1 rRNA gene is annotated in these 419 nt (G+C 40.3%); it reads left to right on the top strand.

The features are described 5' to 3' along the window. Positions 1–27 precede the first annotated feature (27 nt). A 5S ribosomal RNA gene (gene rrf, locus QTN94_RS20490) occupies positions 28–144 on the top strand. The last annotated feature ends 275 nt before the right edge of the window (positions 145–419 follow it).

The following is a 419-nucleotide window of genomic DNA, read 5'->3' as shown; positions in this document are numbered from 1 at the left end:
TAACAGCTTTCCAGATTAAAGAATTTGCTTGGCGACCATAGCGATTTGGACCCACCTGATTTCCATTCCGAACTCAGAAGTGAAACGAATTAGCGCCGATGGTAGTGTGGGGTTTCCCCATGTGAGAGTAGGACATCGCCAGGCTTTAATTGCGTACTTGCTTAACGATTAAGCAAGTCACCATAAAGCTTTAAAGAACTTTAGAGTTTTATGTTGACTTTCAACGCAGACAGCGTATTATACGCGTCCTGCCTAAGTGCTAACGCACTGAAAGCAAAGCTCTTTAACAATATAAACCTATCAATCTGTGTGGGCACTCGTTGATGATAATCCAATTAGAAATTTCTCTAAATAAAGAGGGGTTTCAAATTAGGTTTCAATGAAACGAAGTGACCAAACGAGACTTCTTTTGGAAACAT

Source organism: Vibrio sp. M250220 (assembly GCF_036533795.1).
Lineage (GTDB): Bacteria > Pseudomonadota > Gammaproteobacteria > Enterobacterales > Vibrionaceae > Vibrio.
Note: the sequence above shows the minus strand (reverse complement) of the source record. Positions and strands in the feature narration are given on the sequence as shown.